Consider the following 14,776-nt stretch of genomic DNA (forward strand, 5'->3'; position numbering starts at 1 on the left):
AATAATCGGAATGTGCCGGATATTTATACTACGCCCTCTTTATTGAAAAAAAGGAAAGCAGGTGGAAGAGTATGGAGGGTAATGTTGTACTTACAATGCGGGATATTTCCAAGACATTTCCCGGTGTAAAAGCATTGCAGCATGTTGATTTTACACTTCGCAAGGGCGAAATTCACGCTCTGATGGGTGAGAACGGTGCAGGTAAATCTACACTGATCAAGGTTCTTACCGGTGTACATGAATTTGAAAATGGCGAGATCCGTCTGGATGGAAAAGACGGTCCGATTATTAATAAATCACCTCAGGACGCACAGAACAATGGTATCAGTACTGTATATCAGGAAGTTAACCTTTGTCCGAACCTGACGGTGGCAGAAAATCTGTTTATTGGACGCGAACCAAGAAAAGCAGGATTTATTGACTGGCGTACAATGAATAAACGTGCAACAGAATTGCTTAAGAGTCTTGAAATTGATGCTTCAGCTACCCAGAAGCTGGAAGAGGTTTCTCTGGCAAGACAGCAGATGATCGCAATCGCACGTGCAGTTGATATGAAATGTAAGGTTCTGATCCTTGATGAGCCAACTTCATCTCTGGACGATGATGAGGTTGCAAAGCTGTTCAAACTGATGAACAGACTGAAAGATGAAGGTGTAGGTATTATTTTCGTAACACACTTCCTGGAACAGGTATATGAGGTCTGTGACAGAATCACAGTTTTACGAAATGGGGAACTGGTTGGCGAATACGAAGTCAAAGATTTGCCAAGAGTTATGCTTGTTGCCAAGATGATGGGTAAAGACTTTGATGATCTTGCAGATATCAAGGGAGATCATGCAGAACTCAAAGAATTCATCCCGGTTATCGAGGCAGAAGGACTTGGCCATAAAGGAACGATCAAACCGTTTGATATGACGATCAACAAAGGTGAGGTTGTCGGATTTACAGGACTTCTTGGATCCGGACGTTCGGAACTTGTCCGTGCAATTTATGGAGCTGATAAAGCGGATTCCGGTAAACTGAAAGTTAACGGAAAAGAAGTGAAGATTCATGCTCCGATCGATGCAATGAAGCTTGGTATGGCATATCTTCCGGAAGACAGAAAGAAAGATGGTATCATCGCAGATCTGTCTGTCCGTGAAAATATTATTATCGCACTTCAGGCGAAAAAAGGTATGTTCCATCCAATGAGCAGAAAAGAAATGGATGAAGCAGCAGATAAATATATTAAGATGCTTCAGATTAAGACAGCAAGCCGTGAAACTCCGATCAAGAGTCTGTCAGGTGGTAACCAGCAGAAGGTTATCATTGGTAGATGGCTTCTTACCAATCCGGATTTCCTGATCCTGGATGAACCTACAAGAGGTATTGATATCGGAACCAAGACAGAGATCCAGAAACTGGTACTTGATCTTGCAGATCAGGGAATGTCGGTTGCATTTATTTCTTCAGAAGTAGAAGAAATGCTCCGTACCTGTTCACGTATGGCAGTTATGCGAGACGGTAAGAAGGTTGGAGAAATTTCCGGTGATGAATTATCACAGGAAGGTATCATGAAAGCAATCGCAGGAGGTGAAGAGTAATGAGCACAAATAAATCAACATGGAAAAAGCTTACCTCTATGAGGCTTTTCATGCCACTGGTGTGTCTGCTTGCAATCATTATCGTAGCTACAATTACAATTCCGGGCTTCTTAAGCATGTCTCTTAAGAATGGAGTTCCATACGGATATCCGGTCGATGTGATCAACCGTGCATCCGAGCTGGTTATTTTGTCAGTTGGTATGACACTTGTTACAGCAGCTTCCGGAGGACAGGACATCAGTGTCGGAGCTGTTATGGCAGTCGCAGCAGCCGTATGCTGCCAGATCCTTTCCGGTGGGGAAGTATCTGTAAACTCTCTGTCAGCACCGATTATCGTTGCATTCCTTGCAGCACTGGTTGCTTCAGGAATCTGTGGTGCATTTAACGGATTTCTGGTTGCAAAGCTGAATATTCAGCCGATGGTTGCGACATTGATCCTTTATACAGCAGGACGTGGTATCGCCCAGCTGATCACAGACGGACAGATTACATATATCCGTGTGAAATCTTATCAGGTATTCGGAAGCTATGTCGGAAAATTCCCGATTCCGATGCCAGTTGTAATTGCAATTATCGTAGTTATCATTGCATATGTTATTTTGAAAAAGACAGCTCTTGGACTTTATATCGAGAGCGTTGGTATTAATGGAACCGCATCCAGACTGGTCGGACTTAATTCAACCATGATCAAGTTCCTTACTTACCTGATCTGTGGTGTACTTGCAGGTGTTGCAGGATTTGTGGCTTCCAGCCGTATCTACTCAGCAGATGCCAACAACATTGGTCTGAACCTTGAAATGGATGCCATCCTTGCAGTTGCCCTTGGTGGAAATGCCCTTGGTGGTGGTAAGTTCAGCCTGATGGGATCTGTGATCGGAGCTTATACAATCCAGGCACTTACAACCGTTCTTTACGGATTGAATGTATCAGCCGATCAGCTTCCGGTCTACAAGGCAATCGTTGTTGTAGTCATCGTTGTCCTTCAGAGCCCGGTATTCAAGAAATTTATTGCAGTGCAGAAAGAAAAAAGAACATCAAAGGCTGCAGTGAAAGGAGGAGCTAACTAATGAAAGCAAAAGTATCCGGAACAAAAAAGAAAATTAACGGAACGACATTCCTCCTTATGATTACAATTTTACTGTTTGTTGTAATGTACGCAGCAGGTATGATCGTATTTAACGACAAAGGTTTTGCAAAACCGCAGATGTTCCTGAATCTGTTCATTTCCAATGCAGGTCTTCTGGTTATCGCGATGGGCGAAACGATCGTTATGATCACAGCTGGAATCGATATCTCAGTTGGTTCTGTTACAGCACTTGTATGTATGGTTGCTGCAAACCAGATGGAAAATCACGGCGCAAGCGCTTATACCGCACTTCTTATGGCACTGGTGATCGGACTTCTCTTTGGTCTGGTTCAGGGATTCCTGGTATCTTATCTGGAGATCCAGCCATTCATTGTAACACTGGCAGGTATGTTCTTTGGACGTGGTATGACATCAATCATCAGTACAGATATGATTTCTATCAAAAATGCAACTTTCATGGCATGGGCTAAATACAAAATTTACATGCCGTTTGGTTCTTACAGTAAGAGGGGAAAATTCCTCCCGGCATATATTTATCCGACAGTTATCATTGCAATCATCGTTCTGATCGTAATCATAATCGTTATGAAGTATACAAAATTCGGACGTTCTGTATATGCGATCGGTGGAAATGAACAGAGTGCACTTATGATGGGACTGAATGTTAAGAGAACAAAAATGGCTGCATACCTTCTGGACGGCTTTCTTGCAGGACTCGGCGGATTCCTTTTCTGTATGAACAGCTGTGCCGGATTCGTAGAACAGGCAAAAGGTCTTGAGATGGATGCGATTTCAGCAGCCGTTATCGGGGGTACACTACTTAGTGGTGGTGTCGGAACTCCATTCGGAACCCTGTTCGGTGTACTGATCAAAGGAACGATTTCCAGTCTGATCACTACACAGGGAACACTTTCAAGCTGGTGGGTACGAATCGTACTTTCCGCACTCCTCTGCTTCTTCATCGTTCTGCAGTCTGTATTTGCAAGCCTGAAGAAGAAAAACTAAAGAAAGAACAGTACTTGAAATATTACAGGCGAAAAGAGAAAACGACGGGTATTGACGGAAACTTTTTAATTGCCTATAATAAAAAAGTAGGATTTAAACACCGGATGTTCATATCGTACATCCGGTGTTCTTTTTGTAAGTATTGAGTATAAATGGGAAGGAGGAAGATGAGATATGAAAATAGGGATTGCGAATGACCATTCTGCAGTGGATATGAAAAAGCAGGTGGTAGAGTATCTTGTGGAAAAAGGATATGAAGTTGTCAATTACGGAACTGATTCTTATGAGAGCTGTCCTTATCCGAAATATGGGGAAAAGATTGGAAAAGCAGTTGCAGACGGAGAAGTGGATCTCGGAGTTGCAATCTGTGGAACCGGTCTTGGAATTTCCATGGCAGCCAATAAGGTTCACGGTGTCCGCGCAGCGGTGTGTTCTGAACCATATACGGCAAAGATGGCAAGAGAACATAATAATGCAAATGTGATTGCGTTCGGTGCAAGAGTAATTGGAATCGAGATGGCAAAGATGATCCTTGATACATTTCTTGGTGCAGAATTCCTTGGGGGACGTCACCAGGATCGTGTAGATATGATTATGGCGATCGAAGAAAATCAATAGCGCGGATGAAAAACAACAAGAGCAGATAAAGGCAATGAAAAAAGCTTTTATCTGCTCTTGTTGTGTATACGGTGAGCTAAGTACAGATTGGCGCCTGCACAAGGTTCTGCATTTGGTGAGGGGAAGAGGTTACAGAAGTACGTGAATCGAAAAAAGCTTGTTATACTTGTTTTGGTGGCATCAAAAAACAATACCATATTATTTGATGTTTTATAAGAAGTGCACAAAAGGTACAAAAAGAAGAATACAAGTTAGGGCCTCGATGAAAAACGAATATGTATTCAAGTTGTACACATATAATAAATACAACTTAGCAAAAATATACAAAAGTTGTACGATAATTTGTAACATATTACGGGTTGAAAATCAGGTGTTTCTTAAGGTATATTAGAGGTAAGGAGAGCAGGGGATTTGTACGTAAATCAGAGGGAAAAAAAGAAAAAAGTGAAAGAAACATCAGCAAAATATGAAGGAATTGTAAGATGGATCCGAGAACAGATTGAAGCGGAAGAACTGCAGCCGGGAGAGCGGATAGAGTCGGAATACCAGCTTTGTGACCGGTTTGGGGTAAGCCGTCAGACTGTCAGACATGCGATCGCTGTTCTGGAAAAAGAAGGTATGATCGAGAAACGCCGTGGAAGTGGGACTTATATAAAGGAAAGTGGCATCATCGGGGTCAGACGAAAAAAAACGATGCAGATCGCAGTGATGACAACTTTTGTTCAGGAATATATTTTTTCTGGTATTATTCAGGAAATCGAGAACAAGATGTCACGCGCCGGATATGGAATCCAGATTTCCATCACCAACAATTCTGTAGACAAAGAACGTTTTATATTGAAAAGCATTCTGGATAAGAAAAGAGTGGATGGAATTATAGCGGAACCGACAAAGAGTGGCCTTCCTAATCCAAATCTCGATCTGTACAGGCAGATCATGGAGCAGGGAATCCCGGTGATCTTTATCAACAGCTATTATCCGGAACTGAAAGCGCCGCATGTAAGTCTTGATGACAAGATAGCAGGGAAGATGGCGACGAAATATCTGATCCAGTGCGGACACCGTGAGATCGCAGCGATTTTCAAGGCAGATGACGGGCAGGGACACAGAAGGTATGCCGGTTATATCGAAGCTTTAATGGAAGCAGATATCAGGATCGAAGATAAACGGATTGTCTGGATTGATACCGAAGATGTGCGTAATCGCAATATGCGTGAGGAAAGCAGCTGGATTTTAAGAAGGATTCAGGGATGTACGGCATGTGTATGCTACAACGATGAGGTTGCGAGCAACCTTGCGGCGACATGTCTGGAACAGAAGATCAAAGTGCCGGACAAGATGTCGATCATTGGAATCGATGATTCTGATCTGGCAAATTATTGCGAAGTACCGCTTGCTTCTGTGAAGAATCCGATCCGGGAGCTAGCGAAGAAGGCAGCAGAAGAGATCCTTGATCTTATGCAGGAGAAAGAAGTGCCGGACAGTGTGGAACTGAAACCGGAGATTATCAACCGGAGTTCTGTAAAAATCATTAAATAAAAATATTTATCAAATCAAATATATTTTATGAAAGGAAAGGTAAAGAAAAAATGAGTGATGTAAAAAGTATGATCGAAGCAGGAAAGACTTCTCTTGGAATCGAGTTTGGTTCCACACGAATCAAAGCAGTTCTGGTAGGAGAAGATAATGCACCGATTGCTTCGGGAAGCCATGAATGGGAGAACCGTCTTGACAACGGTGTCTGGACTTACACGTTAGAGGATATCTGGACTGGCCTTCAGGACTGCTACAGAGATCTTGCCGTAGATGTGAAGAAGCAGTATGACGTAGAGCTTACTACTGTCGGAGCACTTGGATTCAGTGCCATGATGCATGGATATATGGTATTTGACAAAGCAGGAGAACAGCTTGTACCGTTCCGTACATGGAGAAATACAATGACAGAGCAGGCAGCAAAAGAACTGACAGAATTATTCCGTTTCAATATGCCACAGAGATGGAGCGGAGCACATCTGTATCAGGCAATCCTGAACAAAGAAGAGCATGTAAAGGATATTGATTTTATTACAACGCTTGCGGGTTATGTACACTGGAAACTGACAGGAGAGAAAGTCCTTGGCGTTGGTGACGCATCCGGAATGTTCCCGATCGACAGCACAACACGTAACTGGAATAAAGAGATGCTTGCCAAGTTCGATGAACTGGTTGCACCGAAAGGATATCCTTGGAAAGTAGAAGATATCCTTCCGAAAGTTTTGGTTGCAGGTGAAAAGGCAGGAACACTTACCGAAGAAGGTGCAAAGCTTCTGGACCCAACAGGAAAGCTTCAGGCAGGCATTCCGGTATGCCCTCCGGAAGGTGATGCAGGAACCGGTATGGCAGCTACGAATAGCGTCAGAGTCCGCACCGGTAATGTATCAGCAGGAACCAGTGTATTTGCAATGGTTGTTCTTGAAAAAGCACTTGAGAAAGTACATGAAGAGATCGATATGGTAACAACACCTGCAGGAGATGCCGTGGCAATGGTTCACTGCAACAACTGTACTTCAGATCTGAATGCATGGGTAAATATTTTCAAAGAATTTGCAGAAGCATTCGGTATGAAAGTCGAAATGAACGATCTGTTCGGAACTCTTTACAACAAAGCTCTGGAAGGTGATGTAGACTGTGGCGGTCTGATGTCTTATAACTTCTTCGCAGGAGAACCGGTTGTTGGACTTGATGAAGGACGTCCGTTATTTGTTCGTATGCCAGACAGCAAATTCAATCTTGCAAACTTCATGAGAGCAAACTTATATGCATCTCTGGAAGTCCTGAAAGTCGGAATGGACATTCTTCTGAAAGAAGAGAAGGTAGCCGTTGATGAGATTCTCGGACACGGTGGACTCTTTAAGACAAAAGGCGTTGGACAGAGCATCCTGGCAGCAGCACTTGACACACCGGTATCTGTTATGGAGACAGCCGGAGAAGGCGGAGCATGGGGAATCGCACTTCTTGCATCTTACATGAACAACAAGGCAGAAGACGAAGCCCTGGATGATTATCTGGATGCAAAAGTATTTGCAGGACAGAAGGGTACAAAGATGGATCCGGATCCGAAGGATGTAGAAGGATACAATACATTTATCGAACGCTTCAAGAAGACGCTTCCGATCATGAAAGCTGCAACAGAGACTATGAAATAGAACCCGAAATATTTTACATAAACACAGTAGGAGGCTAAAGCAATGTTAGAAGAACTGAAAAAAGAGGTTTATGAAGCCAATATGCTTCTGCCTAAGTATGGACTTGTCACATTTACCTGGGGCAATGTCAGCGGAATCGACCGTGAAAGCGGGCTTGTTGTGATCAAACCGAGCGGTGTGGATTATGACAAAATGACAGCAGATGACATGGTTGTTGTAGACCTGGAAGGAAACCGCGTGGAAGGCAACTTAAATCCGTCTTCTGATACGGCAACACATCTGGAACTCTACAAAGCGTTCCCGGATATGGGTGGTATCGTCCATACACATTCCCCATGGGCAACCAGTTGGGCACAGGCAGGAAGAGGAATCCCTTGCTACGGAACCACACATGCCGACTATATGTACGGTGAGATTCCATGTGTCCGCAATCTGACAAAAGAAGAAATCGACGAAGCATATGAGAAGAATACAGGAGTTCTCATTGTGGAACATTTCAAAGGTACAGAATACATGGCAATGCCTGCAGTACTCTGCAAGAACCACGGACCATTCACCTGGGGAACCGATCCACACAATGCAGTACATAATGCAGTCGTACTCGAAGAAGTAGCTAAAATGGCAGCTCGTTGCGAAATGATCAATCCAGACGTAAAACCTGCCCCACAGGAATTACAGGATAAACACTACTACAGAAAACACGGTAAAGACGCGTACTATGGACAAGGCTAAAGCACTTAATGAATGCGAGCCGTAGGCGACACATGAATTTAGTGCGTTGCCTGTTCGGCGCACTTAGCGAGCGGGAGCATGTGCGACTGCGAGCTTAGTAAGACCGAACTTGTATTGGGAAGATAGAGTAAATCAATCAGACAACACAGTCAGCTTGCTGACAGTTAGCTATCTTACGGGTTTCATGCGAATGCTAATGAGCATCGAACGAGCTGTGCTCGTGAGATGGGCCACATAGTGTAGTAAATCATTCGACACATGAATTTAGTGCGTTGCCTGTTCGGCGCACTTAGCGAGCGGGAGCGTATGCGACTGCGAGCTTAGTAAGACCGAACTTGTATTGGGAAGATAGAGTAAATCAATTAAACAAAAAGGAGAATAAAAACATGTTAGTACAGAAAGATTACAAATTTTGGTTTTGCACAGGATCACAGGATTTATACGGAGATGAATGTCTCGCACATGTAGCAGAACATTCACAGATCATCGTAAAAGCCCTCAATGAATCAGGAATTCTTCCATACGAAGTAGTCTGGAAACCAACCCTGATCACGAATGAAGTAATCAGAAGAACCTTCAACGAAGCAAATACAGATGAAAACTGTGCAGGTGTTATTACATGGTGCCATACATTCTCACCGGCAAAATCATGGATTCTCGGATTAAAAGAACTGAGAAAACCATTACTTCACCTTCATACACAGTTCAACCGTGAAATCCCATACGACACCATCGATATGGACTTCATGAATGAGAATCAGGCAGCTCATGGTGACCGTGAATTCGGACATATTTTCACACGCCTTCATAAGAACCGTAAAGTCATCATGGGTTACTGGGAAGACAAAGAAACACAGGAAAGAATCGGTGACTGGATGCGTACAGCAGTTGGTGTTATCGAAAGCAGTCATGTACGTGTTATGCGTGTAGCTGACAACATGAGAAACGTTGCCGTAACAGAAGGTGACAAAGTAGAGGCTCAGATCAAATTCGGATGGGAAGTTGATGCTTACCCGGTAAATGAAGTTGCTGACGCAGTAGCTCAGGTTGGACAGGGTGATGTAAATGCACTTGTTGAAGAATACTATGACAAATATCAGATCCTTCTGGAAGGAAGAGATGAAGCTGAATTCAGAAAACATGTGGCAGTTCAGGCTCAGATCGAACTTGGATTTGAAAGATTCCTTGAAGCAAACAATTATCAGGCAATTGTTACACACTTCGGAGATCTTGGATCACTTCAGCAGCTTCCGGGACTTGCAATGCAGAGACTGATGGAAAAAGGATATGGTTTCGGTGCGGAAGGTGACTGGAAGACAGCAGCTATGGTTCGTGTAATGAAGATCATGACACAGGGCAAGAAAGATGCAAAGGGAACTTCCTTCATGGAAGACTACACATACAACCTTGTACCTGGAAAAGAAGGTATCCTGGAAGCTCATATGCTGGAAGTTTGCCCGACAATCGCAGATGGACCGATCAGCATCAAGTGCCAGCCGCTTAGCATGGGTGACAGAGAAGATCCTACACGTCTTGTATTTACAGCCAAAGAAGGACCGGCTGTCGCAACATCACTTGTTGATCTTGGCGACAGATTCCGCCTGATCATCAACAGTGTAGACTGCAAGAAGACAGAAAAACCGATGCCGAAGCTTCCGGTTGCAACTGCATTCTGGACACCACAGCCAGACCTCAGAACAGGTGCAGAAGCTTGGATCTTGGCAGGTGGAGCTCACCATACAGCATTCTCTTATGACCTGACACCGGAACAGATGGGTGACTGGGCAGAAGAAATGGGAATCGAAGCTGTTTATATCGATAAAGATACAAAGATCAGAGATTTCAAAAATGAATTAAGATGGAATGAAGCTGCGTATAGAAAATAAATAGTAGCAGATGAATTCTAAGAAATAAACAACCGGGCAGAATCACATTTAAAAGTGAACTGCCTGGTTTTTTGCAACGTATAAAGTTCTAGGTAAAAGTAAAAGTTGAAAAACAGAGCAGTAAAAAAGTTAAATTTTACTAAAGCTATTTATTTCTCCGAAATGTGTGCTATAATGAATTGAATAAATTGCAAAGGAAAGTCATCAAGGGAAAATGCATTAAGGCAATATTGAAAGAAAATAAAAAGAAAGAGAAATAATGGGGGAAGGACATGGCGACGATTAAGGACATTGCGGCAAAAGCGGGGGTTTCCATAGCGACAGTATCCAGAGTGTTGAATCATGATGAAACTTTGAATGCGCAGGAAGAGACAAAAAAAAGAATTTTTGAAATTGCAGAGGAATTAGAATACGAAGTACGCGCACAGAAAAAACGCAGGCGAAAACTGAAGATAGGTGTATTTTATTCTTATTCTCCTGAAGAAGAACTTCAGGATCCTTATTATCTTTGTATCAGGCTTGCTATAGAAAAAAAACTGGAAGAAGAAGGATATACAAAGGTGATTGTGAAACTGGATGATTCGCCGGAGATGATCAACGGATTAGATGGTGTAATCTGTACCGGTACATTCACAAAAAAAATGGTAGAAGCAATAGAGATATGGGAATGCCCGGTTATATTTATTGATGCAGATCCAAACCCAAAGAGATTCGATTCAATTGTGGTAGACTATAGACGGGCAGTAGAAGAGATTGTTTCCTATCTGGTAGGGTGTGGACATACGAAAATAGGGATGATCGGCTGTCGAGAAGTTGATAAGGAGGGGGATGAAGTACTGGATACGAGAATACAGCATTTTCAGAACGCTTTGAAAAAACGGGGACTGTATCACCCGGAATATACAAAGTTTGGTGCTTATTATGCAAAATATGGATACAAACTTCTGAAAGAGTTTTACGAGGAAGGGAATCTGCCGACTGCCTTGTTTGTTGCGAATGATTCGATGGCAGCAGGAAGTTATCGGGCTGCATATGAACTTGGGCTTAAAATACCGGATGATATCAGTATTATTGGCTTTAATGATATCCCAACTGCGAAATACATGGTTCCTCCACTTACTACGGTGAGATTGTACATGGAGTTCATGGGAGAATATGCAGTAAAACTTCTGGAAGAGCGAATTATACATGGAAGAGAGATTTGTGTAAAAGTTTCAATCCCGACTAAACTTTATATACGTGACAGTGTTAAAAAATTTTAATAAGGTAAAAAAGTAAGAGGCTATGGAACGGAGAATGTCCTATAGTCTCTTTATGTATACAGATCGAGTGATGACAGATTGTTTTGTTATGATTTTTTAGCTAAAAATAAAGAGTTAAAATCAATCAAGTAAAAACAGACAACTTTATTTAAAATAAAAATATAGTTTTACCAAGATAAAAATTGTGAAAAGTATATAAAAATATGGTGTAAATAATAGGTAAAATAGAGAAAAAATACTTATAGGGTAAAAAGTATTTACATTTAACCGGTAAAATAGTATAGTGGTTTTATCAAATAAAATAAGTGAATCAAAGGAGGAAATGATTTATGAAGAGGAAAATTGCAGTAATGTGCGTACTTGCACTTACAGGAACAATGATGCTGACTGCTTGTGGAAACAAGAAAGACAGTAATAATGGAAAGACAAGTGACGGAAAGACAGCAATACGTTTTGCAACATGGGATGTAGCTGATGATGTAGATGCTCAGCAGAAACTTGTAGATAAATTTAATGAGGAACATGATGACATTGAAGTAACACTGGAAGCATACGGAAGTGATTTTGATACAAAGATCAGTGCAGGTATGGGATCTGGAGATACACCGGATGTTATGTATATGTGGAACTACCCGGCATATGCAGATGGTCTTGAACCTCTGGATGAGTATATCGACAAAGAAGGCGATGACTATAAGAATGATTTCTACAGCACACTGTGGAATTACAACTCATTAGACGGAACAACATATGGTATTCCAGTGGGATTTACAACACATTCACTTTTCTATAACAAAGATCTTTTTGCACAGGCTGGTGTAGAAGAACCTACAGATGACTGGACATGGTCGGATCTTCAGGCAGCTGCCAAGACAATTGAAGAAAAGACAGGTCAGAAAGGTTTTGCATTCCAGATGAAACCAGATCCGTATGATTTTGAAATGTATCTGTGGAGCAATGGAACTGCTTATTGTGACGAAGACGGACAGATGGCAGGTCAGATTGATTCAAAAGAATCTCAGGAAGTATTTAAAATGTTCCAGGATATGGAAAAAGACGGATATGCAATTGCAACAGAAAAGAACGGAACTGATGAATTCCGTGCCGGTACAGTAGCAATGTATGTATATGGATCATGGTCAATTGCTTCTCTTAATGAGGATGGAATGAATTATGGTGTGGCAAAAATTCCTTCTTTTGACGGAAAGACCTCTGTAAGTATTCTGAGCTCTTCAGGACTTTCTATTTCAAAGGACAGCAAGAATAAAGATGCTGCATGGGAATTTGTAAAATACTGGACAGGCGAAGAATGCAACAAAGCAAGAATCGGTATGGAACTTCCGGTACTTAACAGTGTTGTAGAATCTGAAGGTATCATGGATGAACCAGAATATGCACCATTCTATGAGATGCTTGAGCAGAGTGATGGACATACTCCGGCAAGCTTCCTGATTGAAGACTGGTCAGAAATTTCAGAAAACCTCAGCTTATCATTTGAACAGATTTTCAATCCAAGCTCATACATGGATGTAAAAGATGTTTTAAAAGAAGCAGCAGACGCACAGTAATAGCATACAAACAAACCGGCGCCGGAACAATTTATGATTCCGGCGCCGATAAATAGGAGAGAAGAAAAATGAAGCAGAGAAAATTCCTGAAGACGGCCACACCGTATTTGTTTATTATGCCGTGGATTATCGGGTTCCTTGTATTTACAATCGGTCCCCTGATTCTGTCTTTGATCATGAGCTTTTTTGAGTGGCCGCTTACTACAGCGCCAACATTCAGGGGACTTGGAAACTATATTGATATGTTTACAAAGGACAAACAGTTCTGGAAATCCCTTATAATCAGTTTGAAATATGCGGCAATTTTCGTACCGCTTAACATGATTATTGCATTGTTCCTTGCAATGCTGATCACACAGCCGGTTAAAGGAGTAAAAGTATTCCGTACAATTTTCTATATTCCGGCAGTTATCTCAGGTGTAGCGGTTTCTATCATCTGGGGATGGATCCTCAACGGAGATTATGGCGTACTGAATTATCTGTTATCTCTTCTGGGAATCAAAGGACCGAAGTGGCTGGTTGATCCGGCATGGGCACTCCTTGCAGTTATAATTGCAAGTGCGTTTGGTGTTGGAACGATGATGCTTATCTTCTACACAGATATCAAAAATATTCCGGTTGATGTATACGAAGCTGCATCTATTGATGGAGCAGGTCCTGCAAGAAAATTTTTCAGTATTACGCTTCCGATTATTACACCTACAATTTTATTTAACCTGATTACGTCAATTATCAGTTCTTTCCAACAGGTAACATTGGTTATGCTTCTTACCGGAGGTGGACCGCTTAAATCTACCTACTTCTATGGACTGTATACATACAATAACGCATTCAAACATCACAAACTTGGATATGCCAGTGCAAACGCATGGGTAATGTTTATCATCATTCTGCTGCTGACTGCCGTGGTATTCAAGTCATCATCCGCATGGGTATTCTATGAGACAGAAGCTAAAAACAGCGGAGCAAAGAAAACAAAAAAGAAAAAAGGGGGTAGAAAGTAATGAAGATGTCTAAAAAATCAAAAATTGTAATTTACATATTACTCGGACTGGTAGCCATTTACTTTCTTGCACCGTTTATTTACATGCTGTTTTCTGCATTTAAGACAGAAGGAGAAGCAATTGCATATCCGCCGAAACTTCTGCCGGCAGAATGGCATTTTGAGAACTTTATTAATGCATGGAAATCACAGCCGTTTGGAACATATCTTTGGAATTCAATTCTTGTAACAGTTCTGACAACAGTCGGACAGGTTCTTTCATGTTCACTGGTTGCTTATGGATTTGCAAGATTTAACTTTAAAGGAAAAAATATCCTCTTTATGATCCTGCTTTCAACAATGATGATTCCATGGGATGTTACCATGATTCCGCAGTACATGGAATTCAACTTATTCGGATGGATCAATACACTGAAGCCGCTGATCGTGCCGGCATGGTTCGGATCTGCCTATTATGTATTCCTGATGAGACAGTTCCTTATGGGAATCCCGAAGGATTTTGAGGAAGCAGCACGAATTGACGGCGCAAATCAGTTCCAGATTTACTGGAAGATTTTCATGCCGATCATGAAACCTTCATTGATTCTTGTCGGTGTACTTAATATGCTGACTGTATGGAATGACTATCTTGGACCACTCATTTTCTTACAGGACAGAAGCAAATATACATTGGCACTTGGACTTGCTTCATTTAAAGGAGTTCACAGTACACAGATTATTCCGATGCTTTGTATTACGATTATTATGATTATTCCGCCGATCATTATTTTCATTATCGCGCAGAAATATATTGTTGAAGGAACCAGTGGTTCTATCAAATAGACAGGCGTATGGAGCGGTCAGGCAG

The 14,776-nt window shown here is 41.9% G+C and carries 12 protein-coding genes; all 12 read left to right on the top strand.

The features are described from left to right. Nucleotides 1-71 precede the first annotated feature (71 nt). The 12 genes from AB5213_RS07200 (at nucleotide 72) to AB5213_RS07255 (ending at nucleotide 14,751) form a co-directional block, all read left to right on the top strand. A complete protein-coding gene (locus AB5213_RS07200; protein ID WP_055248950.1) occupies nucleotides 72-1,583 on the top strand; it encodes a sugar ABC transporter ATP-binding protein in 1,512 nt (503 codons plus the stop codon). Continuing rightward, nucleotides 1,583-2,650 carry an ABC transporter permease gene (locus AB5213_RS07205; RefSeq protein ID WP_055248952.1) on the top strand — a complete coding sequence of 356 codons (1,068 nt, stop codon included), beginning with the start codon at nucleotides 1,583-1,585 and terminating at the stop codon, nucleotides 2,648-2,650. The genes AB5213_RS07200 and AB5213_RS07205 overlap by 1 nt, the downstream gene beginning before the upstream one ends. Next, nucleotides 2,650-3,675: an ABC transporter permease gene (locus AB5213_RS07210; RefSeq protein WP_008372592.1), complete on the top strand. Its 1,026-nt coding sequence runs from the start codon at nucleotides 2,650-2,652 to the stop codon at nucleotides 3,673-3,675. The genes AB5213_RS07205 and AB5213_RS07210 overlap by 1 nt, the downstream gene beginning before the upstream one ends. 174 nt (nucleotides 3,676-3,849) lie before the next feature. Further along, on the top strand, nucleotides 3,850-4,293 hold the full coding sequence (gene rpiB / locus AB5213_RS07215; RefSeq protein ID WP_022220180.1) for a ribose 5-phosphate isomerase B: 444 nt from the start codon (nucleotides 3,850-3,852) through the stop codon (nucleotides 4,291-4,293). Between the two features lie 444 nt (nucleotides 4,294-4,737). Continuing rightward, on the top strand, nucleotides 4,738-5,832 hold the full coding sequence (locus AB5213_RS07220; protein WP_055157810.1) for a GntR family transcriptional regulator: 1,095 nt from the start codon (nucleotides 4,738-4,740) through the stop codon (nucleotides 5,830-5,832). 50 nt (nucleotides 5,833-5,882) lie between these two features. Continuing rightward, nucleotides 5,883-7,478: a xylulokinase gene (locus AB5213_RS07225; protein WP_195255936.1), complete on the top strand. Its 1,596-nt coding sequence runs from the start codon at nucleotides 5,883-5,885 to the stop codon at nucleotides 7,476-7,478. Nucleotides 7,479-7,520: 42 nt separating this feature from the next. Continuing rightward, entirely contained in the window at nucleotides 7,521-8,210 is a 690-nt protein-coding gene (gene araD, locus AB5213_RS07230; protein WP_022220177.1) for an L-ribulose-5-phosphate 4-epimerase, read from the top strand. A gap of 386 nt (nucleotides 8,211-8,596) precedes the next feature. Next, a complete protein-coding gene (araA, locus tag AB5213_RS07235) occupies nucleotides 8,597-10,096 on the top strand; it encodes an L-arabinose isomerase (protein ID WP_022220176.1) in 1,500 nt (499 codons plus the stop codon). 272 nt (nucleotides 10,097-10,368) lie between these two features. Next, nucleotides 10,369-11,358 carry a LacI family DNA-binding transcriptional regulator gene (locus tag AB5213_RS07240; protein WP_008372602.1) on the top strand — a complete coding sequence of 330 codons (990 nt, stop codon included), beginning with the start codon at nucleotides 10,369-10,371 and terminating at the stop codon, nucleotides 11,356-11,358. A 329-nt stretch (nucleotides 11,359-11,687) separates the two neighbouring features. Next, entirely contained in the window at nucleotides 11,688-12,926 is a 1,239-nt protein-coding gene (locus AB5213_RS07245; RefSeq protein WP_055157781.1) for a sugar ABC transporter substrate-binding protein, read from the top strand. A 68-nt stretch (nucleotides 12,927-12,994) separates the two neighbouring features. Continuing rightward, on the top strand, nucleotides 12,995-13,930 hold the full coding sequence (locus AB5213_RS07250) for a carbohydrate ABC transporter permease (protein ID WP_022220173.1): 936 nt from the start codon (nucleotides 12,995-12,997) through the stop codon (nucleotides 13,928-13,930). Then, nucleotides 13,930-14,751, top strand: a complete 822-nt coding sequence (locus tag AB5213_RS07255; protein WP_022220172.1) for a carbohydrate ABC transporter permease — start codon at nucleotides 13,930-13,932, stop codon at nucleotides 14,749-14,751. The genes AB5213_RS07250 and AB5213_RS07255 overlap by 1 nt, the downstream gene beginning before the upstream one ends. The last annotated feature ends 25 nt before the right edge of the window (nucleotides 14,752-14,776 follow it).

Origin of the sequence: Coprococcus sp. RTP21204st1_G4_RTP21204_210225 (assembly GCF_040915385.1) — a bacterium.
Classification (GTDB): Bacteria; Bacillota; Clostridia; order Lachnospirales; family Lachnospiraceae; genus Allocoprococcus; species Allocoprococcus comes.

Excerpts from the sequence above, each read along its gene's own strand:
- araA (WP_022220176.1), top strand. The coding sequence starts at position 8,597 with ATGTTAGTACAGAAAGATTACAAATTTTGGTTTTGCACAGGATCACAG.
- araD (WP_022220177.1), top strand. The coding sequence starts at position 7,521 with ATGTTAGAAGAACTGAAAAAAGAGGTTTATGAAGCCAATATGCTTCTG.
- AB5213_RS07205 (WP_055248952.1), top strand. The coding sequence starts at position 1,583 with ATGAGCACAAATAAATCAACATGGAAAAAGCTTACCTCTATGAGGCTT.
- AB5213_RS07225 (WP_195255936.1), top strand. The coding sequence starts at position 5,883 with ATGAGTGATGTAAAAAGTATGATCGAAGCAGGAAAGACTTCTCTTGGA.
- AB5213_RS07240 (WP_008372602.1), top strand. The coding sequence starts at position 10,369 with ATGGCGACGATTAAGGACATTGCGGCAAAAGCGGGGGTTTCCATAGCG.
- AB5213_RS07200 (WP_055248950.1), top strand. The coding sequence starts at position 72 with ATGGAGGGTAATGTTGTACTTACAATGCGGGATATTTCCAAGACATTT.
- rpiB (WP_022220180.1), top strand. The coding sequence starts at position 3,850 with ATGAAAATAGGGATTGCGAATGACCATTCTGCAGTGGATATGAAAAAG.
- AB5213_RS07250 (WP_022220173.1), top strand. The coding sequence starts at position 12,995 with ATGAAGCAGAGAAAATTCCTGAAGACGGCCACACCGTATTTGTTTATT.
- AB5213_RS07255 (WP_022220172.1), top strand. The coding sequence starts at position 13,930 with ATGAAGATGTCTAAAAAATCAAAAATTGTAATTTACATATTACTCGGA.
- AB5213_RS07210 (WP_008372592.1), top strand. The coding sequence starts at position 2,650 with ATGAAAGCAAAAGTATCCGGAACAAAAAAGAAAATTAACGGAACGACA.
- AB5213_RS07245 (WP_055157781.1), top strand. The coding sequence starts at position 11,688 with ATGAAGAGGAAAATTGCAGTAATGTGCGTACTTGCACTTACAGGAACA.